Origin of the sequence: Stenotrophomonas sp. SrG (assembly GCF_050031795.1) — a bacterium.
GTDB classification, from domain to species: Bacteria; Pseudomonadota; Gammaproteobacteria; order Xanthomonadales; family Xanthomonadaceae; genus Stenotrophomonas; species Stenotrophomonas rhizophila_A.
The window spans coordinates 1-250 of sequence record NZ_JBNBBE010000623.1 but is presented as its reverse complement, the minus strand read 5'-3'; the positions used below and the strand labels follow the sequence as shown (position 1 = coordinate 250).

Sequence of the window (250 nt, the reverse complement as noted above, 5' to 3'; positions counted from 1 at the left end):
CGTGGGTGACACCTGGCATGCACCGTTCGTGGCAGACTCGGGCGTGCAGCCCATCGGTGGAGAGCAGCGAGATGACCACGGTACGACAGCTGTTGGAAGGCAAGGCCCCTGAGGTGTTCGCGGTAGGCCCGGAATCGGCGGTGATCGACGCGATCCGGTTGATGGCCGACAAGGGCAGCGGCGCGGTTTTGGTGATGGACGGCCGCAGCCTGGTCGGCATCCTGTCCGAACGCGATTACGCACGCAAGAT

1 protein-coding gene is annotated in these 250 nt (G+C 64.8%); it reads left to right on the top strand.

What is annotated here, in order from left to right; genetic code table 11:
- Positions 1 to 71: 71 nt before the first annotated feature.
- The coding region (locus ACQG3P_RS21080; RefSeq protein WP_426806142.1) for a CBS domain-containing protein at positions 72 to 250 on the top strand (179 nt) is incomplete at its 3' end.